17 protein-coding genes are annotated in these 20056 nt (G+C 62.9%); 7 read left to right on the plus strand and 10 right to left on the minus strand.

Annotated elements, in window-relative coordinates; all coding sequences use genetic code 11:
- The first annotated feature begins 38 nt into the window (after positions 1-38).
- Genes AB7828_RS24990 through AB7828_RS25000 form a run of 3 tightly spaced genes read left to right on the plus strand, consistent with a single transcriptional unit; the run spans position 39 to position 3241 of the window.
- The gene (locus AB7828_RS24990; protein ID WP_093759716.1) at positions 39-518 is read left to right on the plus strand and encodes a MarR family winged helix-turn-helix transcriptional regulator; all 480 of its coding nucleotides are present in this window, start codon (positions 39-41) and stop codon (positions 516-518) included.
- Positions 511-1665: an HlyD family secretion protein gene (locus AB7828_RS24995; RefSeq protein WP_175368626.1), complete on the plus strand. Its 1155-nt coding sequence runs from the start codon at positions 511-513 to the stop codon at positions 1663-1665. The genes AB7828_RS24990 and AB7828_RS24995 overlap by 8 nt, the downstream gene beginning before the upstream one ends.
- A gap of 4 nt (positions 1666-1669) precedes the next feature.
- Positions 1670-3241 carry a DHA2 family efflux MFS transporter permease subunit gene (locus AB7828_RS25000; protein WP_441231458.1) on the plus strand — a complete coding sequence of 524 codons (1572 nt, stop codon included), beginning with the start codon at positions 1670-1672 and terminating at the stop codon, positions 3239-3241.
- Positions 3242-3446: 205 nt separating this feature from the next.
- Here AB7828_RS25000 and pcaG read toward each other — a convergent pair whose 3' ends face one another.
- The 3 genes from pcaG to pcaF are packed head-to-tail and all read right to left on the minus strand — an operon-like array spanning position 3447 to position 5998.
- Positions 3447-4028, minus strand: coding sequence for a protocatechuate 3,4-dioxygenase subunit alpha (gene pcaG / locus AB7828_RS25005; RefSeq protein WP_441228539.1), 582 nt, complete (start codon positions 4026-4028; stop codon positions 3447-3449).
- Positions 4028-4729: a protocatechuate 3,4-dioxygenase subunit beta gene (gene pcaH, locus AB7828_RS25010; protein ID WP_068732948.1), complete on the minus strand. Its 702-nt coding sequence runs from the start codon at positions 4727-4729 to the stop codon at positions 4028-4030. Before pcaH ends, pcaG begins: the two co-directional genes overlap by 1 nt.
- Before the next feature lie 60 nt (positions 4730-4789).
- Positions 4790-5998, minus strand: coding sequence for a 3-oxoadipyl-CoA thiolase (pcaF, locus tag AB7828_RS25015; RefSeq protein ID WP_175368628.1), 1209 nt, complete (start codon positions 5996-5998; stop codon positions 4790-4792).
- A gap of 254 nt (positions 5999-6252) precedes the next feature.
- Between pcaF and mutS the strand changes: the two genes are divergently transcribed.
- Positions 6253-8976 (plus strand): DNA mismatch repair protein MutS, encoded by a 2724-nt coding sequence (gene mutS, locus AB7828_RS25020; protein WP_441232313.1) that lies wholly within the window; start codon positions 6253-6255, stop codon positions 8974-8976.
- Positions 8977-9077: 101 nt separating this feature from the next.
- On the opposite strand, the gene AB7828_RS25025 is transcribed toward mutS, so the two are convergent.
- The 5 genes from AB7828_RS25025 to AB7828_RS25045 form a co-directional block, all read right to left on the minus strand.
- Positions 9078-9875 carry a hypothetical protein gene (locus tag AB7828_RS25025; RefSeq protein WP_089262664.1) on the minus strand — a complete coding sequence of 266 codons (798 nt, stop codon included), beginning with the start codon at positions 9873-9875 and terminating at the stop codon, positions 9078-9080.
- Positions 9876-9937: 62 nt separating this feature from the next.
- The gene (locus tag AB7828_RS25030; protein WP_089262662.1) at positions 9938-10447 is read right to left on the minus strand and encodes an OsmC family protein; all 510 of its coding nucleotides are present in this window, start codon (positions 10445-10447) and stop codon (positions 9938-9940) included.
- A 57-nt stretch (positions 10448-10504) separates the two neighbouring features.
- A complete protein-coding gene (locus tag AB7828_RS25035; RefSeq protein ID WP_441231459.1) occupies positions 10505-11284 on the minus strand; it encodes an ABC transporter ATP-binding protein in 780 nt (259 codons plus the stop codon).
- Positions 11284-12132, minus strand: a complete 849-nt coding sequence (locus tag AB7828_RS25040) for an ABC transporter permease (RefSeq protein WP_441231460.1) — start codon at positions 12130-12132, stop codon at positions 11284-11286. Before AB7828_RS25040 ends, AB7828_RS25035 begins: the two co-directional genes overlap by 1 nt.
- Positions 12133-12228: 96 nt before the next feature.
- Positions 12229-13203 carry an aliphatic sulfonate ABC transporter substrate-binding protein gene (locus tag AB7828_RS25045; RefSeq protein ID WP_441231461.1) on the minus strand — a complete coding sequence of 325 codons (975 nt, stop codon included), beginning with the start codon at positions 13201-13203 and terminating at the stop codon, positions 12229-12231.
- Positions 13204-13474: 271 nt separating this feature from the next.
- Here AB7828_RS25045 and AB7828_RS25050 point away from each other — a divergent pair, with 271 nt between their 5' ends.
- Positions 13475-16270 (plus strand): [protein-PII] uridylyltransferase, encoded by a 2796-nt coding sequence (locus AB7828_RS25050; RefSeq protein ID WP_441231462.1) that lies wholly within the window; start codon positions 13475-13477, stop codon positions 16268-16270.
- 168 nt (positions 16271-16438) lie between these two features.
- Here the strand turns inward: AB7828_RS25050 and AB7828_RS25055 are convergent, their stop codons facing one another.
- Together AB7828_RS25055 and phaR are read right to left on the minus strand one after the other, a co-directional pair.
- On the minus strand, positions 16439-16960 hold the full coding sequence (locus AB7828_RS25055) for a methylated-DNA--[protein]-cysteine S-methyltransferase (RefSeq protein ID WP_441231463.1): 522 nt from the start codon (positions 16958-16960) through the stop codon (positions 16439-16441).
- 88 nt (positions 16961-17048) lie between these two features.
- Entirely contained in the window at positions 17049-17648 is a 600-nt protein-coding gene (gene phaR / locus AB7828_RS25060; RefSeq protein WP_089262652.1) for a polyhydroxyalkanoate synthesis repressor PhaR, read from the minus strand.
- 308 nt (positions 17649-17956) lie between these two features.
- Here phaR and AB7828_RS25065 point away from each other — a divergent pair, with 308 nt between their 5' ends.
- Both AB7828_RS25065 and phbB read left to right on the plus strand, forming a co-directional pair.
- On the plus strand, positions 17957-19135 hold the full coding sequence (locus AB7828_RS25065; RefSeq protein WP_089262650.1) for an acetyl-CoA C-acetyltransferase: 1179 nt from the start codon (positions 17957-17959) through the stop codon (positions 19133-19135).
- Positions 19136-19318: 183 nt separating this feature from the next.
- Complete coding sequence (gene phbB, locus AB7828_RS25070) at positions 19319-20044, plus strand: acetoacetyl-CoA reductase (RefSeq protein ID WP_068732968.1); 726 nt, start codon at positions 19319-19321, stop codon at positions 20042-20044.
- Positions 20045-20056 lie beyond the last annotated feature (12 nt).

Here is a 20056-nt window from a genome sequence, read left to right on the forward strand (position 1 = left end):
AGCTTGCTTATAATAAGCTAAGTTTACGGAGCCCCTCCATGTCCTGCCAGCCTGACACCGGCACCGATTTCCTGTCCGCCTTGTTCGAGACCCAGCGCATGTTGCGGCTGCTGGCCGACAAGGAAGCGCGCCAGTTCGGCATGACCCGCGCCCAATGGGCGGTGCTCGCCAAGGTCGAGCGCAATGAGGGGCAAAAACAGACCGATCTCGCCGACGCCATGGAAATGGCGCCGATCAGCCTGACGCGGCTGATCGACAAGCTCTGCGACAGCGGCCTGATCGAACGCCGCAATGATGACACCGACCGCCGCATCAAGCGCCTCTATCTCACCGAGGCCGCGCGCCCGCTGACGGCAAAGCTGGCGGTGCTGCGCGGCAACCTGATGCAGGTCGCGTTCGGCGGCGTGAGCGAGGCCGACATGCACCAGCTGGTCGCGCATCTGGAAACCATCAAAGACAATATCCGCGCTGCGCTGAGCCCCGCAGCCACAAAGACCAAGGAACAAGTCTATGGCTGAGCCCGTGCTGAAATTTCCCGACAAGGATGCGCCCGAGGGCGGATCCGATGGCGCCGCGACCACGCAGCGTCAGGGCGCGAAAGGTTTCCTGAAGCGCTATCGGCGAACGTTGCTGCTGGTCGTACTGCCGGCCATCGTTCTTGTTGGCGGCGTCGCCTTCTATCTGTCGGGCGGTCGCTATGTCGGCACTGACGATGCCTATGTCGGTGCGCAGAAGGTGCTGATCACGCCGGATATCTCCGGCAAGGTCGACAAGGTCGTGGTGCGCGAAGGCCAGCATGTCAAAGAAGGCGACGTGTTGTTCGAGATCGATCCGGTGCCGTTCCGGCTGGCGCTTGACGATGCCAGGGCCAAGCTGGCGCAGGCAAAGACCACCTATGACAACCTCGTCAGCAACGTGAAGATCTACGGCCAGATGCAGGATCTGGCGCAGCAGGGCGTCGACTTCAAACAACGCGACGTCGAACGCAAGTCGACTCTGGTCAAGAGCAACTTCGGTTCGCAACTCGATCTCGACAATGCGGCGACTGCGGCGGTGACCGCGAAGGCGCAGCTCGAACTCCTGAGGCAGCAGCTCGCGACCTCGATGAATCAGTTGCTCGGCAATCCCGACCTGCCGTTGGCTCAGTTCCCGCCTTACGCGCAGGCGCAGTCGGCGCTCGATCAGGCGCAGCGCAATCTCGACCACACCGTGCTGAAGGCGCCGATCTCCGGTGTCGCGACGCAGGTCGATAACATCCAGCTCGGCCGCTTCGCGATGGCCGGCACGCCGATCCTCACGGTGATCGACGACAACAGGCCGTGGGTCGATGCCAATCTGAAGGAATCTGATTTCACTTACATCGCCGTCGGCCAGACCGTGGAGATCGATGTCGATGCGTTCCCGAACCATGCCTTCAAGGGCACTGTCGGTTCGCTGAGCCCTGGCACCGGCGCGCAATTCGCGATCCTGCCGCCGCAAAACGCCACCGGCAACTTCGTCAAGGTGGTGCAGCGCGTGCCGGTGCGGATCTATCTCGATTATGCAGATCCCTTCGTGAAGCGACTGAAGGCCGGCATGAGCACTTACACGACAATCGATACCAAGCATCATCGCTCGCTGGCGGGCCTGCTCGGCCTGTCATCGGCCAAGGCTGCTCAGGACTGATCCCATGAGCACGTCGGCGCCATCTCCCAGTGCGGTCCCGGGCTTTCGCAGGAACATGGTGACGATCTGCGCCATGACCGCGACCATCATGCAGGCGCTCGACACCACGATTGCGAACGTTGCGTTGCCCTATATGCAGGGCACGCTGTCGGCGTCGCAGGATCAGGTTAACTGGGTGCTGACCTCCTATATCGTCGCCGCGGCGATCATGACCGCGCCGGTCGGCTGGATCGCCAACCGGTTCGGCCGCAAGAAGATCTTCATCGTCTGTTCGGCGGGTTTCACGGTCGCCTCGGTGCTGTGTGGCCTTGCGCAAGACATCAGCCAGATGGTCGGCTTTCGCCTGTTGCAGGGCGTGTTCGGTGCGGCACTGGTGCCGCTGTCGCAGGCGGTGATGCTCGACAGCTACGCGCTGCATGAGCGCGCCAAGGCGATGTCGATCTGGGGCATGGGCGTGATGCTCGGCCCGATCATGGGGCCTTCATTGGGCGCCTGGCTGACTGAAACTTATTCCTGGCACTGGGTATTCTTCGTAAATCTGCCCTTCGGCATCGTCACGGTGTTTGGCCTGCTGGCCTTCATGGACGAGACCAAGACCAATGCAGAACTGAAATTCGACTGGTTCGGTTTCGGCGCGCTGGCCATCGGCATCGGTGCGATGCAACTTGCACTGGACCGCGGCGAGCAGCTCGGGTGGCTCGAATCCAACGAAATCGTCATCGAGGCGATCGTCTCGATCATCGGCTTCTATTATTTCTTCGCGCATTCCTTCACGACCTCGAAGCCGTTCATCCAGTTCGCGATCTTCAAGGACAAGAATTTTGTCGGCGGCTGCGTGTTCATGGCCGTCATGGGGCTGGTGCTGTATTCGACCATGGCACTGTCGTCGCCCTATCTGCAGAACGTGATCGGCTATCCGATCCTCACGGCAGGTCTGTTACTGGCGACGCGTGGCTCCGGCACCTTCGTGGCGATGATGCTGGTCGGGCGCATCATGAAATATGTCGAGGCGCGGACACTGATCATGGTGGGAATGGCGCTGATGTCGGTGTCGCTGTTCTTTACGTCGATGTGGACCGATCAGACCGGCGTGTCGGAGATCGTCGTCGTCTCCATCGCGCAGGGATTCGGCCTTGGTCTCGTCTTCGTGCCGCTGTCCACGGTGGCGTTCCTGACGCTGCCAAATCATCTGCGCACCGACGGCACCTCGATGCTCACACTGCTGCGCAATGTCGCCAGCTCGATCGGCATCTCCATCGTGATCGCGCAACTGACGTCTAACACCCGTATGGCTCATGCGGTGCTGGTCGAGCACATCACGCCGTTCAACAACGCGCTGCAGATGCCCAATGTCACCGGCGCGATCAACCTCGCCACCGATAGCGGCCGCGCCATGATGGACGCCATCGTCACGCTGCAGGCCACGATCATCGCCTTCGGGCTCGATTATCAGATGGTGATGCTGGTGACGCTCTGTGCGATCCCGATGGCGCTGATCATCGGCTCGTCCAAGGCGACCTTGCGCGCGCAAGCGGCGAAGCCGGGTGCGGATGAGCATCCGGCGGTGATGGAGTAATTGAAGCGGAGACGCTGATGGTTTCCCTCCCTCAAGTCCAGCGAAGCTGGACGCAGTGGGGAGGATCGGCCGATAGGCCGGGGTGGGGTCTCTCCCCAAGCGAGGACGCCGTGTGTGGCTCCCCACCCGTCTCGACCGCTTCGCGGTCGATCCACCCTCCCCACCTGCGCGGCTGCGCCGCTTTGGGGGAGGGATAAGAGAGACATCACACGTCGAAGAACACCGTCTCGTTGGCGCCTTGCAGGTGGATATCAAACCGATACACGCCAGGCGCCGTCTTCTTCGCGATGATCGTCGCGCGGCGGTCGGCCGGGACGAGGTTCATCACCGCATCATCAGCCGTCGCGGCTTCGTCCTCGAAATAGATACGCGTCATCGACTGCATGGTCATGCCGCGGCCAAACACGGCCATCACGATATGCGGCGCCTGCGGCTTGCCATCGATGCCGGGCACGCTGCCGGGTTTGACGGTGTCGAACGAATATTCGCCGGCATCGGTGGTGCCGGAGCGACCGAAACCCCTGAAGCTCGAATTCGGCAGCCCGCGGGTATCCTGCGGATCGGCGAAGCGGCCCTGCGCGTCGGCCTGCCAGATTTCCAGCACGGCGTCGGGCACCACCTTGCCGTCGCCGTCATAGATCACGCCTTCGATGCGGATCTTGTCGCCGGTGACGTCGGATGTCAGCAGGTTGCTGGTGAAGGCGTCGTTCCAGGCGTATTTGCCGTTCGGTGTCAGGCCGTAGGCATAGAACGGACCGACGGTCTGCGACGGGGTAATTCCGGGCATCAGTGATTCTCCGTCGGGGTGGCGTTGCGGCCGCGCAGCACGATGTTGAAACGATAGGCCAGCGCCCAGCCAGGCTCGGTGACGTCGAGGTCGAAATCCGACACCATGCGCAGGCGCGCCTTTTCGTCTGTGACCGAGTTGAAGATCGGGTCGAACGGGAACAGCGGATCGTTCGGGAAATACATCTGCGTCACGAGGCGCGAGACGAAGGAATGGCCGAACACCGAGAAGTGGATGTGCGCAGGGCGCCAGGCATTATGGTGATTGCCCCACGGATAGGCGCCGGGCTTGATAGTGACGAACTTGTAGTTGCCCGCGGCGTCGGTGACGGTGCGGCCGGCGCCGGTGAAGTTCGGATCGAGCGGCGCGGGGTGTTGGTCCCAGACATGCACGTAGCGGCCGCAGGCATTGGCCTGCCAGAGTTCGACCAGCGTGTTCGGCACGCCGCGGCCGTCCTCGTCCATCACCGTGCCGTGCACGATGATGCGTTCGCCGAGCGGCTCGCCCGCATGCATGGTGGTGAGGTCATGATCGCCGGGGCGCACGGTCTCGTGGCCATAGACCGGTCCTGTCGTTTCCGACAGTGTGTGCGGCATCAGGATGCGCTGCTTCTGCGGCGCGCGCTTGATGGTGCTCTTGTAGCCGGGTGAGAGGCGCGGCGCGTGCGCCGCATTGCTCTCGACGGGATAGATTAGCGTCATGCTGTTTTTCCCTCTTTTGCCGCCGCGGATCCCGCGGCGGCGGTCTTGAAAACGTCTTTGTTAGTTAAGCTTCTCGATCGCCATGGCGACGCCCTGACCGACGCCGACGCACATGGTGGCCAGCGCCAGCTTGCCGCCGCGCTTCTCCATGCCGTGCACCGCCGTCATCGCCAGGCGCGCGCCGCTCATGCCGAGCGGGTGGCCGAGCGCGATCGCGCCGCCGTGTGGGTTGACGAAATCAGCATCTTCCTTGACGCCGAGCTGGCGCAGCACGGCGATGCCCTGCGACGCGAAGGCCTCATTGAGCTCGATCAGATCGAAATCGCTGATCTTGAGGCCAAGGCGTTCCATCAACTTCTTGGTCGCAGGCACGGGGCCGATGCCCATGATGCGCGGCGCGACGCCGCCCGAGGCGAGGCCGAGGATGCGGGCGCGGGCCTTGAGGCCGTGCTTCTCGACCGCAGCGGCTGAGGCGAGGATCATGGCGCAGGCGCCGTCATTGACGCCCGAGGCGTTGCCGGCGGTGACCGTGCCGTCCTTGCGGACAATCGGGCGCAGCTTGGCGAGGCCTTCCAGCGTGGTTTCGGGGCGCGGATGCTCGTCCTTGTCGACGGCGATCGGGCCGGCCTTGCCGCCGGGCACCATCACCGGGATGATTTCTTCGGCGAAATAGCCCGAAGCGATCGCCTTGCCGGCGTTCTGCTGCGAGCGGATCGCAAAGGCATCCTGGTCGGCGCGCGATATCTGGAAATCCTGCGCGACGTTTTCGCCGGTCTCAGGCATGGCGTCGACGCCATATTTTTCCTTCATCAGCGGGTTGATGAAGCGCCAGCCGATGGTGGTGTCGAAGATTTCCGCCGAACGGGAGAAGGCTTCGGTGGCCTTGCCCTGCACGAATGGCGCACGGGTCATGGATTCGACGCCGCCGGCAATGGCGAAATCGATTTCACCGGCGCGGATGGCGCGGGCGCCGGCGCCGACGGCATCGAGGCCCGACGCACAGAGGCGGTTCAACGTGGCGCCGGGGACGGAATCGGGGAGGCCGGCCAGCAGCGCCGCCATGCGGGCGACGTTGCGGTTGTCTTCACCGGCCTGATTGGCGCAGCCGAAATAGACTTCCTCGACGGCAGCCCAATCCACGCCGGGATTGCGGTCCATCAGGGCTTTAATGGGGGCGGCGGCGAGGTCGTCGGCGCGAACTTTGGCAAGGGAGCCGCCGAAACGGCCGATGGGGGTGCGGACGGCGTCGCAAATGAAGACATCGCTCATCAATTCTCTCCCTGGAGACTGCATCCGCGCTCGATTGCCGGATTTTCGCGGTGGTTTTAAGAACCCCCGCTGACCCGGTCAAATGCCGCTGCTGGATGGCAGCGTTGTCCCTGGGAATTCAAAGAATTCCCTTGAGAACTGCGGATATGAAATCGCAGTTGACTTGTCAACTACCTCGCCACGGTGGGGAAAACTATAGTTTGCGACAGCCGCGGGTGGGATCGGCGGAGCAAAATTTGCTAGCGTCCGGCGCCATGACGATCCAGCAGCCCATTACCGCCCCAGAACCCGCTCCCCGCGTGGAAGACACCGCAAAAGTGTCTCCCATGATGGAACAGTACCTTGAGATAAAGGCCGCCAATCCCGGCCTCTTGCTGTTCTACCGGATGGGCGATTTCTACGAGATCTTCTTCGAGGATGCGGAGGTTGCCTCGCGCGCCCTGGGCATCGTGCTGACCAAACGCGGCAAGCATCAGAGCATGGATATCCCGATGTGCGGCGTGCCGGTGGTTCGCGCCGATGATTATCTGCACCGCCTGATCTCGCTCGGCATCCGTGTCGCCGTCTGCGAACAGATGGAGGATCCGGCCGAGGCGAAGAAGCGCGGCGGCAAGAGCGTGGTTCGCCGCGACGTCGTGCGCGTGGTTACGCCGGGCACGCTGACCGAAGAAAACCTGCTCGACGCGCGGGCCAATAATTATCTGCTGGCGATTGCGCGCAGCAAGGGCTCAAGCGGTGCGGATCGCATCGGTCTGGCCTGGATCGATATTTCGACTGCCGAATTCATTGTCACCGAATGTGCGACAGGCGAACTCGGCGCGACGCTGGCGCGGATCAATCCGAACGAGGTGCTGGTTACGGATGCGCTCTACAGCGATCCTGATCTCAGCCAGTTGCTGCGCGAATTGCCGGCGGTGACGCCGCTGACCCGTGACGTGTTCGATGGTGCCACCGCCGAGCGCCGGCTGTGCGATTACTTTGCCGTCGCCACCATGGACGGCCTCAGCGCCATGTCGCGGCTGGAAGCGACCGCCGCGGCGGCGTGCGTCACCTATGTCGAGCGCACGCAAGTCGGCAAACGCGTGCCGCTGTCGCCGCCGACCCACGAAGCGGTCGGCACCACCATGGCCATCGATCCGGCGACCCGCGCCAATCTCGAACTGACGCGCACGCTATCAGGCGAGCGCAAGGGCTCACTGCTGGATGCGATCGACTGCACCGTCACCGCCGCCGGTTCGCGCCTGCTGGCGCAGCGCCTCGCCGCGCCGCTTACCGATGAAGTGGCGATCGGCCGCCGGCTCGATGCGGTCACGAGTTTCGTATCCGACAGCGGGCTGCGCGACGATCTGCGTTCGGCCCTGAAGTCTGCGCCTGATATGTCGCGCGCACTGGCGCGGCTTTCGGTCGGCCGCGGCGGTCCGCGCGATCTCGCCTGCCTGCGCGATGGTGTGCTTGCCGCCGATCAGGTGCTGACGCGCCTCGGCGCCATCGACAACCTGCCGGCCGATATCACGGCTGCGATGGCCGGCCTGCGCCGGCCATCGCGCGAACTCGCCGCGACCTTTGCGCGGGCGCTGGCCGACGATCTTCCGCTGCTAAAGCGCGACGGCGGCTTCGTGCGCGAAGGCTTCGAGCCGGTGCTCGACGAGACCCGCAATCTGCGCGACGCCTCGCGCCTCGTGGTCGCCGCGATGCAGGCGCGCTATGCCGATGACACCGGCGTGAAGGGCCTCAAGATCCGTCACAACAATGTGCTCGGCTATTTCGTCGAAGTCACCGCGCAGCATGGCGACAAGTTGATGCAGGCGCCGCTGAACGCGACCTTCATCCATCGCCAGACGCTGGCAGGGCAGGTGCGTTTCACCACCTCCGAACTCGGCGAGATCGAAGCCAAGATCGCCAATGCCGGCGACCGCGCGCTCGGGCTCGAGCTCGAAATCTTCGAACGGCTGTCGGCGATGGTCGCCGAGGCGTCGGAAGATCTGCGCGCTGCGGCGCATGCTTTCGCGCTGCTCGATGTCGCAACGGCCCTGGCGAAGCTGGCGGTCGATGACAACTACGTCCGCCCCGAAGTAGACAACTCGCTGTTATTCGCCATCGAGGGCGGCCGGCATCCCGTCGTCGAACAGGCGCTGCGCCGCGACGGCCAGCCGTTCATCGCCAATGCCAGCGATCTGTCGCCCGGGCCGGGGCAGAAGTCCGGCCAGATCTGGCTGATCACTGGTCCGAACATGGCCGGTAAGTCGACCTTCCTGCGCCAGAATGCGTTGATCGCACTGCTGGCGCAGATCGGCAGTTTCGTGCCGGCCTCGCGCGCGCGCATCGGCATCGTCGACCGGCTGTTCTCGCGCGTCGGCGCGGCCGACGATCTGGCGCGCGGCCGTTCGACCTTCATGGTCGAAATGGTCGAGACCGCCGTCATTCTCAATCAAGCGACCGAACGTGCGTTGGTGATCCTGGATGAAATCGGCCGCGGCACTGCGACCTTCGACGGTCTATCGATCGCCTGGGCCGCGATCGAGCATCTGCATGAGAGCAATCGCTGCCGCGCACTGTTCGCGACGCATTATCACGAGCTCACGGCGCTCTCCGCCAAGCTGCCGCGGCTGTTCAATGCCACGGTGCGGGTCAAGGAATGGCACGGCGACGTGGTGTTCCTGCACGAGGTGCTGCCGGGCTCGGCGGATCGCTCCTATGGCATTCAGGTGGCCAAGCTCGCGGGCCTGCCGCCGGCGGTAATCGCGCGCGCGAAGTCGGTGCTGGCCAAGCTTGAAGCGCAGGATCGCGGCCAGAGCGCCAAGGCGCTGATGGATGACCTGCCGCTGTTCGCGATCACCGCGCGCGCACCGGCCGAGGCGGCTCCTCCGTCGGAGGCGGAATTGCTGATGGACGCCGTGAAGGCGCTGCATCCCGACGAGATGTCGCCAAGGGAGGCGCTGGATGCGCTCTATGCGCTGAAGGCGAAACTGCCGAAGTAACATTCTCTATCGTCATGCCCGGCCTTGTGCCGGGCATCCACGCCTTGTTTCTCTGCGCCAAAGACGTGGATGGCCGGGACGAGCCCGGCCATGACGGCGTTTTACACGTAGCGCACCCGCCTGCGGCCCCACGCCCACAGGCCGAGATTCCACACCACGCAAGTCGCCAGCGCGAGGCTCAGGGCGACCACCGAGCCGAAGCGCGTGGCGGTGACATGCATCACGGCCACCGCGATGCCGAAACCCATCAGGCCCCAGCCGCCATTGGCGATCACCGCGGCGGTGGGCGGGCCGCCGATCCGCGGATGCAGGATCAGCATCAGGCTGGTGAAGACCACGGGATAAAGTGCGAGAATGCCACTGCCGGTCGGGCCGATGGTCGAGGACAGCGTCACCACGATGGCAACCAGCGTTGCGACGAGTGCGGCGCGCAGCGGGATATCGTACCAGCGCCTGGTGATGAGCGGCATCTTCGCATGGCGAAACCGCGCCATCAGTGGCAGGCAGATCGCGAAGGCCACGACATTGGCGAGGACGCCGCCAAGCAAGCTCCATTCGACTTGTCGCACCAGCCACGCCAGGCCAAACCACACCAGCACGGCCGCGCCGAGGCTGACGATCACGTTGTGACGCTGCGCGAGGTGCACATAGGTCAGGCCGAGAAACATCGTCGCGCCATTGATCGGCAGGCTGGCCAATGCACCTTGCGCGATGAAGGCGGCGTCATGATCGAGCGCGAGAAAGACGTAGGACGGTCCCGCCGAGATCGGCAGCGTCGCTACCAACGCGCCGATCACCGGGCCGGATCGTTCGGTGATGATGGAGGCCGTGATCACGAAGGCGGCGGTGATCGCCATGCGCAAAGTGAGCGTCAGGAGGAAGGCAAGTTCGGGAGACATGGCAGCCTGACGAGAGGAGGTGCTTGGCCTCCTCTTTCCTTGGTGGGAGTCGTCCGGCCTGCTTACACCCTGTTGAGGGACACCGAAACCTTCGGGCCATGCTTGATGGTCTGGTAGACCACGCAATAACGCTCGGTCAGCTTCAGCAGCAGATCGAGCTTGTCCTGCGGCGCGTCGGTGTCGACATCGAAGCGCAGGCGGATTTCGGCAAAGCCGACCGGCGCTTCCTTGTCGACGCCGAGCGTGCCGCGGAAATCGAGATCGCCCTCGGCTGTCACATTGCCGGACTTCAGCGGAATTTCGACGGCGGTGGCCACCGACTTCAGCGTCACGCCGGCGCAGGCCACCAATGCTTCCAGCAGCATGTCGCCCGAACAGAGTTCGAGGCCGGAGCCGCCCGTGGCCGGGTGCAGGCCGGCGGCTGCGATCTGCCGGCCGGTCTCGACCTTGCAGGCGATGCCGTCATTGTCGATCGAGCCCTTGGCCTTCAGCGTAATGAAGGCAGCCTTGGGATCGGTCTTGTAGAGCTCTTTAATGGGGGCCTGGGTGGCGCGAAGCGCGGCGGCGTCCATGATATCTCTCCCTGAGATTTTGTTAGTTGCAGCTTTTATTAGCTCGCGGTGCTGTTGTCACCACCACGCGCCGACGGTCTCGGCGGGCGCGCTATCGGGCACGTCGCGATCCAGCGATCGATCCAGTGCGGTGAGCACGCGGCGCTTCACCGCGTCGAACAGCGGCGAGGCACGGTCGCGGGAGCGCGCAAGGCCGACATCGATCTCGGCGAACAGCCGACCCGGCCTCGGCCGCATCACCAGCACGCGGTCTGCCAGCACCACGGCTTCGTCGACATCATGGGTGACAAGGACCAGCGTCGGCCGCGTGTCGGCCCAGAGATCGAGCAGATGATCCTGCAGATCGCGGCGCGTGAAGGCGTCGAGCGCGGAGAACGGTTCGTCGAGCAGGAGTACTTCCGGCTGCGGCACCAATGCACGGGCAATGGCGACGCGCTGCGCCTGCCCGCCGGACAATTCGCGCGGCCATGCCTTGGCTTTATCCGACAGGCCGACGCGCGCCAGGGCCTGCGCGACTTTCTCGCGGCGTGCGGCGACAGGAAGCTCGGACAGGCCGAAGCCGATATTGTCGGCGACGCTGAGCCACGGCAGCAACCGCGGTTCCTGGAAGATGATGCCGATCTTCTCGTGCGGCGCACTGATATCGATGTTGTCGATGCGGATGCTGCCGGTCGAGGCGCGATCGAGCCCCGCCACGGCGCGCAACAGTGTCGATTTTCCGCAGCCGGAGCCACCTATGATGGCGACGATCTCGCCCTGCGGGATTTGCGCGGTGAAGCGCTCCAGCGCATGAACGCCGTTGGGATAGGTCTTGCCGACCTTGTCGAGGGCGAGCATCAGGTCTCTCCACCCGGTCGGAACGCATCCTGCCAGCGCAGCAGTGGTGCGGTGACGAGTTCGATCAGCCAGTCGGTGGTCTTGCCGAGCAATGCGAAAATGGTGATGGCGGCGAGGATCTGCGCGGGCTTGCCGAGCTGCTGGCCGTCGATGAGGAGATAGCCGAGCCCTTCGGAGGCGCCCATGAATTCGGCGGCAACCACAAACATCCAGCCGAGCCCGAGGCCGACGCGAAGTGCAACAACATAGGCCGGCAGCACCGCAGGCAGCAGGATGCGGCGGATCATGGCGGGGCCAGAGAGGCGGAAGGTACGACCGACCTCGACGATCTTGCGATCGACCGAGAGGATCGCGCCCATCACGCCGAGATAGACCGGAAAGAACACGCCGACGGCAATCAGCGCGACCTTCGACGTCTCAAAAATGCCGAGCCACAGGATGAACAGCGGCACCCAGGCGATCGATGGAATGGCGCGCAGCGCCTGAACGGTGGGATCGAGCAAGCGTCGTGCGATTCCCCAATAGCCGGAGATAGCGCCAAGCAGCGTGCCGGCGACAACGCCGAGGCCGAAGCCGGCAGCAACACGCGACAGCGTCGTGGTGATATGGCGCCAGAGTTCGCCGCTTCGGGCGAGCTCCATGATGGTGGCGAAGACGCGCGACGGCGGCGGCACCAGCCGGCCGTTCGACCAGCCGGACCAAACGGCCAGCTCCCATGCCAGCGCCAGCGCGAGTGGAAGCACAACGCCGAGCGCTGGCCGCGCGAAACGCTGCCAGCGCCTGTTGGATACGGATTTTTCACGCGTCTCCGCTACGTCGGGTGCGGTGGTGTCGAGCGTCATGGCCATAGCTGAAGCGCGTCTCGATTTGGTTTGCAAGATACTCAAAAGCTTCACCCTCCCTTTGCGGGGAGGGTGAAGGGTGGCTTCGCAGATGCGAGAGCGTCAGCTCTTTGGCAGCGGCACCTGATCGTCGATCAGTGCATCCACCGTGGCCTTCACATCGACCTTGGCGTCGATCACGCCGGCCTGCTGCAATGCGAGGCCTGCGGCGAGGATCGACTCGCGCTGCGGTGCGCCGATGCGGCTGTGGGTCAGTTCGGTGCGTTCCTTGAGCTGCTTGTCGACAACGGCATCGGGCAGTTTGGTCACGCCGATAAAGGCCTTCTTCAGCTCGGGATAATTCTCCAGCGAATATTTGCGGGCGTCTTCATAGACTGCGAGCACGCGGCGCGCGGCATCCGGATAGTCCTTCAGAAATTGCTCGCGCACGTTGAGGATGCCCCAGGTGTTGGCGTCCGGCTTGCGGAAGAACAGCTTGGCGCCGTCCTCGACCTCGGCCTGCGCCATCATCGGGTCGAGTCCGGCCCATGCATCGACGTCGCCGCGGATCAGCGCGGCCTTGCCGTCGGCATGCTGCAGCAGAACTGGCGTGATGTCCTTGTCGGTGAGGCCGGCGCCGAGCAAAGCGCGGACCAGGAAGATGTGGGGATCGGTGCCGCGGGTTACCGCGACGCGCTTGCCCTTGAGATCGGCGACGGAGGCGATCTTGGAATCTTTGCCGGTCACCAGCGCCGTCCATTCCGGACGCGAATAGACATAGACCGACTTGATCGGGTTGCCGTTGATCTTCGCCACCAGCGCAGCGGAGCCCGCGGTCGAGCCGAAATCGATGGACCCCGCATTGAGGAATTCGAGCGCCTTGTTGGAGCCGGCCGACTGTACCCAGGTGATCTTCACGCCGTCCTTGGCGAATTCCTTCTCCAAGAGGCCGTTCTGCTTGAGGATGATCGAGACCGGATTGTAGGTCGCCCAGTCGAGCCGGATTTCCTTGAGCGGTTCGGCGGCGAAGCTAGCTCCGGGCATCAGTGCAGCCGCAGCAATCAGACCGGCGACAGCGCGCCGTGACATCGTGAACATTCTGGTCTCTCCCTGATGAACTGTCGAAACGTGAGGTTCGAAGGCGACTTGCATCCTGCGGGCGTCATGGCACCACGCCGGGGTCGCTCTCTGTGCGAAAACGTTCTTTAATTTCAATTAGTTATGGCGTTCCGTCAACGAGAAGATATGATGCGCCAAGGACACCGCCGCGAGAACGTTGTTGCCCGGATTGCGCAAAAGGCAGCATGGACTAGCTGTGGGGCTACAATCACCGTGACAGCGCTTGCGCCGTCCGATATCCGGGTTGTTCATGGACAGTGTTGCTACACAAGACAGACCGACGACCGAAACCGACTTCGACACGACGCGGATTGCCGCCGAGATCGATGCGCTTGCAGTGCAGCATCGCGGCAAGAACGATTTGTTTCGCGCCGCGGTCGCCAAGCTGCTGAAGGCCGAACTGCTCAAGGCCAGTGAAGCCGCCGAGGCCGTGTTGCTGAAGGACCGCCACGGCCGACGCTGTGCCGAGCAGCTCTGCCACGTGCAGGATGAAATCATCCGCATGCTGTTCGCCGCGGCGACGAAGCATCTCTATCATTCGCCAATCCCGTCTGGTGCCGAACGGATGGCGGTGGTCTCCACCGGCGGCTATGGCCGCGGGCTGATGGCGCCGGAATCCGACATCGATCTGCTGTTCATCCTGCCCTACAAGCAGACCGCCTGGGGCGAGCAGGTCGCCGAAGTCATTCTGTATTGCCTGTGGGACATGGGCCTGAAGGTCGGCCACGCTACGCGTTCGGTGGATGAATCGATCCGCCAGGCGCGCGGCGACATGACGATCCGCACCGCGATCCTGGAAACGCGCTTCCTCACCGGCGATCAGGCTCTCTACGACGAACTGGTCACGCGCTTCGATGCCGAAGTGGTGCAGGGCACCGCCGCGGAATTTGTCACTGCCAAGCTCGCCGAACGCGAGGAGCGCCATCGCCGCGGCGGCCAGTCGCGCTATCTGGTCGAACCCAACGTCAAGGACGGCAAGGGTGGCCTGCGCGATCTGCACACCGTGTTCTGGATCGCGAAATACGTTTATCGGGTGCGCGACAGCAAGGAGCTGGTCGCGCGGGGCGTGTTCGATCCGCAGGAATACCGCACCTTCAAGCGTTGCGAAGACTTCCTGTGGTCGGTTCGCTGCAATATCCACTTCCTGACCAAACGGCCGGAAGAGCGGCTGTCCTTCGACCTGCAGCGCGAGATTGCGGTCCGCCTCGGCTATACTTCACATCCCGGCATGCAGGACGTCGAGCGCTTCATGAAGCACTACTTCCTGATTGCCAAGGAAGTCGGCGATCTCACCGCGATCCTGTGCGCCAAGCTCGAAGACCAGCAGGCCAAGCCGGCGCCGGCGCTGACGCGCATGATGGCCAAGCTGCGGCCCGAGATGCATCGCCGCCGGCTGCCGGACAGCGATGCGTTCATCATCGACAACAACCGCATCAACCTTGCTGCGCCTGACGTGTTCAAGGAGGACCCGATCAACCTGATCCGGTTCTTCCGGTTGGCACAGAAGCACAATCTGGCGTTCCATCCCGATGCGATGCGGACCGCGACGCGCTCGCTCCGGCTGATCACGCCCGAGATCCGCGAGAACGCCGAAGCCAACGCGCTGTTCATGGAGATCCTGACCTCGGATAATGCCGAGATCGTGCTGCGGCGGATGAACGAGACCGGCGTGCTCGGTCATTTCATTCGTGCCTTCGGCCGCATCGTGTCGATGATGCAGTTCAACATGTATCATCACTATACGGTGGATGAGCATCTGCTGCGGTGTGTCGGCATCCTTCAGGAGATCGAGCGCGGCGGGAATGACGAGTTCGTTGTCGCCAGCGATCTGATGCGCAAGATCCGCCCGGAACATCGGGCGGTGATCTATATCACAGTGTTGCTGCATGACATCGCCAAGGGGCGTCCGGAGGATCACTCCATCGCCGGCGCCAAGGTCGCGCGGCGACTGTGCCCGCGGCTCGGATTCAACGCCGCCGACACCGATCTCGTTGCGTGGCTCATCGAAGAGCATCTGACGATGTCCACGGTGGCGCAGTCGCGCGACCTGTCGGATAGCAAGACCATCGAGAATTTCGCCGCCGTGGTGCAGTCGGTGGAGCAGATGAAGCTGCTGACGATTCTCACCACCGCCGATATCCGCGGCGTCGGTCCCGGCGTCTGGAACGGCTGGAAGGCGCAGCTGATCCGGACGCTGTATTACGAAACCGAGCCGGTGTTGACCGGTGGTTTCTCCGAAGTCAATCGCGCACAGCGCATCGCGTCGGCCCAGGCGGAATTCCGCCGTGCCTTCACCGAGTGGCCCGAGCAGGATCTCAACGCCTATATTTTGCGGCACTATCCGGCCTACTGGCTCAAGGTCGAGCTCGACCGCAAAATTCGCCACGCGCGCTTCCTGCGGGCATCGGAAGAGGCCGGGCACAAGCTCGCGATCAATGTCGGGTTCGATGAAGCCCGCGGCGTCACCGAGCTCACGATTCTGGCCGTCGACCATCCCTGGTTGCTGTCGATCATCGCCGGCGCATGCGCCGCAGCCGGTGCCAATATCGTCGACGCGCAGATTTACACCACGACCGATGGCCGCGCGCTGGACACCATCGCGATCTCCCGGGAATACGATCGCGATGACGACGAAGGCCGCCGTGCAACACGAATCGGCGACATGATCGAGGACGTGCTCGAAGGCAAGGTGCGGCTGCCGGAAACCGTGGCGAAGCGCGCCTCGACCAAGGGCAAGATCAGGGCTTTCACCGTCGAGCCGGAAGTCATCGTCAACAATCAGTGGTCGGATCGTTACACGGTGATCGAGGTCTCCGGCCTCGACCGGCCGGGCCTGCTGTATCAACTGACCACGGCGATCTCGAAGCTCAACCTCAACATCGCTTCGGCGCATGTTGCGACCTTCGGTGAGCGCGCGCGAGACGTGTTCTACGTCACCGATTTGCTCGGCGCGCAGATCAATGCCCCGACGCGTCAGGCTGCGATCAAGCGCGCATTGATCCATCTGCTGGCAAACGGCGATCTCGCGGAGAAGCCGGCGGCGTGATTTTCCTTCTCCCCGCCTGCGGGGAGAAGGTGGCGCGGACCAAGTCCGCGACGGATGAGGGGGGCTCTCAGCAAGCTCGGAGCGAGTGGAGAGTTCCCCTCACCCGCTTCCCACATGCTTCGCATGCGGAAAGCGACCTCTCCCCGCAAGCGGGGCGAGGTTAGTATGTCACTTCACCACCACGCCTTCGTGCTCCAGCAGCCAGCGCTTGCGGGCGATGCCGCCGCCATAGCCGGTGAGCGAACCGTTGGCGCCGATCAGGCGGTGGCAGGGCACGACGACACTCAGGGGATTGGCGCCATTGGCATGGCCGACCGCGCGCATCGCATTGGGCACGCCGAGTTGCGCGGCCAGCGTGCCGTAGCTGAGTGTGCTGCCTGCAGGGATTTTTCGCAGTGCCGTCCAGATACGGTTCTGAAACGGCGTGCCGGGGATGTGGCAGGTGATGCCATCGAGCTGGTTGAGCTCGCCGTCGAAATAGCGTGAGAGTGCGCTGCGGATCTCGGATGGTGCCGAGTTCTCGGTCAGTTCGACCGTCCCATAGTAACGACGCAGCAAAGTCAGCAAGCGCTCTTCGTAATCGATCCAGTCGAGTGCGCAGAGTGCACCACCGTGGTTCGTCACCAGCAGCGCGATGCCGATCGGGGTGTCGAGCCGGTCGAGAGTGAGTGGGGTGGGTTGCTTCGCCATGGCGATGTTGCGCTCATCAAATGGAAACGCCGACCGTAGGTGTAGCCACGGTCGGCGTCATTCCGATTTCCGATAAGTGAGCCGCGAATTATTCCGGCTTCGGCTCGTGCGACATGCGCTCGAGGCGTTCCTGCATTTCCTTCATCTGGCGACGCAGGTCATCCATAGTGTCGGCAGGCTCAGCGGTCGGCTCCGGCGCCTTTTCCGGCTCCGGCGACGCAGCGCCGCCGCGCGGCGGCACGAACGGCTTGAACATCGCGAAGGTCTGCTGAAACAATTCCATGTTGCGACGAACGGTTTCCTCAAGTGGCGCGAACGGCGTCATGCTGAACGTGTTCGTCATCTGCTTGCGGAATTTCTCCTGCTCGCGCGTCAGGCTGTCGATGGACTGCTCGAGATACTTCGGCACCACCATCTGCATGCTGTCGCCATAGAAGCGGATCAACTGGCGCAGGAAAGTGGTTGGCAGGAGATTCTGGCCAGCCTTGTTTTCCTGTTCGAAGATGATCTGGGCCAGCACCGAGCGGGTAATATCGTCGCCGGTCTTGGCGTCATAGACGAGAAAATCCTCGCCGTCCTTTACCATCGCAGCGAGATCTTCAAGCGTCACGTAAGTGCTTGTTCCGGTATTATAAAGCCGGCGGTTCGCATATTTTTTGATTGTCGTGGGTTGATCTGATTTCGCCATGGGGGCTCACACATACGGACCGAGGACAGGGAACCTTACGGCAGCGCGCCATAAGGTTGTCGAACAACGCAATGCAATAAAGTAAGCACTTTCAAAGGGGCTCGGCTACCGTTTTGTGCGTCACGGTTAAAATGGCAGCAGTCTTGTGCTATGCAAAGCGACATCCGTGCCATTTTGCGTGCGTTGCGGCCGTAATTTGGCTTCTGACCAATTGACAGTCCAACCCTCAGTTAACAGGATAGTTTGCAACGCGGCCCCCGCCATCCTGGCTCTGACCGTCGAAAAAACCTCAACAACAGGAGATGTCCATGTCAGACGATGTCGTCATCGTCAGCGCTGCCCGCACACCCGTCGGCAGCTTCAACGGCGCTTTCGCGACCATGCCGGCGCATGATCTCGGCGCCATTGCCATCAAGGCGGCGCTAGAGCGCGGCAAGATCGATCCGGCCCGCGTCTCCGAAGTCATCATGGGACAGATCCTCACTGCTGCGCAGGGCCAGAACCCCGCGCGTCAGGCCTCGATTGCTGCCGGCCTGCCGGTGGAAACTTCGGCCTGGGGCGTCAACATGCTGTGCGGCTCCGGCCTGCGCACGGTCGCGCTCGGCTATCAGGCGTTGCTCAATGGTGATTCGGAAATCGTCGTTGCCGGCGGTCAGGAATCCATGAGCATGGCCCCGCATGCGCAATATCTGCGCGGTGGCGTGAAGATGGGTCCGGTGGAATTCGTCGACACCATGATCAAGGACGGTCTGTGGGATGCCTTCAACGGCTATCACATGGGTAACACCGCCGAGAACGTGGCAAAGCAGTACCAGATCACGCGCCAGCAGCAGGACGAGTTCGCTGTTGCATCGCAGCAGAAAGCGGAAGCTGCGCAGAAGGCTGGCAAGTTCAAGGACGAGATCGTTCCGGTCACAATCAAGGGCCGCAAGGGCGACGTCATCGTCAGCGATGACGAATATCCGCGCCACGGCGCCACCATCGAGGCGATGGCCAAGTTGCGCCCGGCCTTCGAGAAGGACGGTACCGTCACTGCCGGCTCGGCATCGGGCATCAATGACGGCGCTGCTGCCGTGGTGCTGATGACCGCCAAGCAGGCCGCCAAGGAAGGCCTCAAGCCGCTTGCCCGCATCGTGTCGTGGGGCCAGGCCGGCGTTGATCCGAAGATCATGGGCACTGGCCCGATCCCGGCGTCGCGCGCCGCGCTGAAGAAGGCCGGCTGGACCATTAACGATCTCGACCTGATCGAAGCCAATGAAGCTTTTGCTGCGCAGGCTTGCGCGGTGAACAAGGATCTCGGCTGGGATACGTCGAAGGTTAACGTCAACGGTGGCGCGATCGCGATCGGTCATCCGGTGGGTGCATCCGGTGCGCGTGTTCTCGTCACGCTGTTGCACGAGATGGAAAAGCGCGACGCGAAGAAAGGCCTTGCCACGCTGTGCATCGGCGGCGGCATGGGCATCGCGATGTGCATCGCACGCGACTAATCCTTACGCGTCGCGTGCCGAAAACATCGGCTCGCGCGTGCACTGCACACACTGCTACAACAAAATGCCCGGCGCTTTGCGTCGGGCATTTTCGCTTGATGGTCCAATTCTGCTTGATGTTCAGCGTATCGCGAGATTAATTCGAAGCTATAACTACAAAAGAGATTGGTGGAGGGATCGATCATGGCGCGCGTAGCATTGGTGACCGGTGGAACACGAGGGATTGGCGCTGCGATCAGCAAGGCTTTGAAAATTGCGGGATACAGCGTCGCGGCAAGCTATGCCGGCAACGATGCCGCCGCCGAGAAATTCAAAAGCGAGACGGGTATCGGCACCTACAAGTGGGATGTCGGTTCGTTCGATGAATGCGCCGCGGGCGTGAAAAAGGTCGAGGCCGATCTGGGACCGGTGGAAGTGCTGGTCAACAATGCCGGCATCACAATGGACGGTGCCTTCCACAAGATGACGCCGGAACAGTGGAACAAGGTGGTCAACACCAATCTCGGTTCGCTGTTCAACATGACCCGTCAGGTGATCGAGGGCATGCGCGAACGTAAGTTCGGCCGTGTCATCAACATTTCATCGATCAACGGCCAGAAGGGCCAGTTCGGTCAGGTCAATTATTCCGCCGCCAAGGCCGGCGACATCGGCTTCACCAAGGCATTGGCTCTCGAGAATGCCAAGCTCGGCATCACCGTCAACGTGATCTGTCCTGGCTACATCAACACCGAGATGGTGCAGGCCGTGCCGCTCGCCGTGCTCGAGAAGAGCATTTTGCCGCAGATCCCGGTCAATCGCCTCGGCGAGCCCGAGGAAATTGCGCGCGCCGTGGTGTTCCTAGCTGCAGACGAATCCGGCTTCTTCACTGGCTCGACCATGACCATCAATGGCGGGCAATATCACGCTTGAGCGGACGCGGTT

The organism is Tardiphaga sp. 215_C5_N2_1, from assembly GCF_052076055.1.
Lineage (GTDB): Bacteria > Pseudomonadota > Alphaproteobacteria > Rhizobiales > Xanthobacteraceae > Tardiphaga > Tardiphaga robiniae.

Bases quoted from the DNA above. Each gene is read 5' to 3' on its own strand.
- pcaG (WP_441228539.1), bottom strand. From the start codon at position 4,028: ATGCCCGGAATTACCCCGTCGCAGACCGTCGGTCCGTTCTATGCCTAC.
- AB7828_RS24990 (WP_093759716.1), top strand. From the start codon at position 39: ATGTCCTGCCAGCCTGACACCGGCACCGATTTCCTGTCCGCCTTGTTC.
- AB7828_RS25050 (WP_441231462.1), top strand. From the start codon at position 13,475: ATGGACAGTGTTGCTACACAAGACAGACCGACGACCGAAACCGACTTC.
- pcaH (WP_068732948.1), bottom strand. From the start codon at position 4,729: ATGACGCTAATCTATCCCGTCGAGAGCAATGCGGCGCACGCGCCGCGC.
- phaR (WP_089262652.1), bottom strand. From the start codon at position 17,648: ATGGCGAAATCAGATCAACCCACGACAATCAAAAAATATGCGAACCGC.
- phbB (WP_068732968.1), top strand. From the start codon at position 19,319: ATGGCGCGCGTAGCATTGGTGACCGGTGGAACACGAGGGATTGGCGCT.
- AB7828_RS25065 (WP_089262650.1), top strand. From the start codon at position 17,957: ATGTCAGACGATGTCGTCATCGTCAGCGCTGCCCGCACACCCGTCGGC.
- AB7828_RS25040 (WP_441231460.1), bottom strand. From the start codon at position 12,132: ATGGCCATGACGCTCGACACCACCGCACCCGACGTAGCGGAGACGCGT.
- AB7828_RS25025 (WP_089262664.1), bottom strand. From the start codon at position 9,875: ATGTCTCCCGAACTTGCCTTCCTCCTGACGCTCACTTTGCGCATGGCG.
- AB7828_RS25030 (WP_089262662.1), bottom strand. From the start codon at position 10,447: ATGGACGCCGCCGCGCTTCGCGCCACCCAGGCCCCCATTAAAGAGCTC.
- pcaF (WP_175368628.1), bottom strand. From the start codon at position 5,998: ATGAGCGATGTCTTCATTTGCGACGCCGTCCGCACCCCCATCGGCCGT.
- AB7828_RS25000 (WP_441231458.1), top strand. From the start codon at position 1,670: ATGAGCACGTCGGCGCCATCTCCCAGTGCGGTCCCGGGCTTTCGCAGG.
- AB7828_RS25055 (WP_441231463.1), bottom strand. From the start codon at position 16,960: ATGGCGAAGCAACCCACCCCACTCACTCTCGACCGGCTCGACACCCCG.
- mutS (WP_441232313.1), top strand. From the start codon at position 6,253: ATGACGATCCAGCAGCCCATTACCGCCCCAGAACCCGCTCCCCGCGTG.
- AB7828_RS25045 (WP_441231461.1), bottom strand. From the start codon at position 13,203: ATGTTCACGATGTCACGGCGCGCTGTCGCCGGTCTGATTGCTGCGGCT.
- AB7828_RS25035 (WP_441231459.1), bottom strand. From the start codon at position 11,284: ATGCTCGCCCTCGACAAGGTCGGCAAGACCTATCCCAACGGCGTTCAT.
- AB7828_RS24995 (WP_175368626.1), top strand. From the start codon at position 511: ATGGCTGAGCCCGTGCTGAAATTTCCCGACAAGGATGCGCCCGAGGGC.